The sequence below is a fragment of the Anaerotruncus sp. DFI.9.16 genome (assembly GCF_024461615.1).
Taxonomy (GTDB): domain Bacteria; phylum Bacillota; class Clostridia; order Oscillospirales; family Ruminococcaceae; genus Anaerotruncus; species Anaerotruncus massiliensis.
Genome location: NZ_JANFZX010000198.1, coordinates 1 through 206, shown reverse-complemented (window position 1 = coordinate 206; position 206 = coordinate 1). Strand labels below are relative to the sequence as shown.

The 206-nt window shown below is 75.7% G+C and carries 1 protein-coding gene; it reads left to right on the top strand.

The genetic code is table 11. The annotated features are described in order from the left end of the window. The coding region (locus NE609_RS17515; RefSeq protein WP_256153261.1) for a hypothetical protein at positions 1-206 on the top strand (206 nt) is incomplete at both ends.

Here is a 206-nt window from a genome sequence, read left to right as displayed (position 1 = left end):
GGAGGACGCCGGCGTGTCCGGCTCCTGCCGGATCACCGGCGCGAGCCGGGCGGGCAGGCTCTCCTACCGGGCCCCCGACGGGAGCGGGACCACGCTGGCCGAGACGAAAAAGGAGACGGAGGCGGAGGAGGTTTCCCGCTCCCTCCAGGCGGGGCTCGGCGCGCTGGTGCTCGAGGGCACCGCCACCTCCACCCTCCGGCTCACCG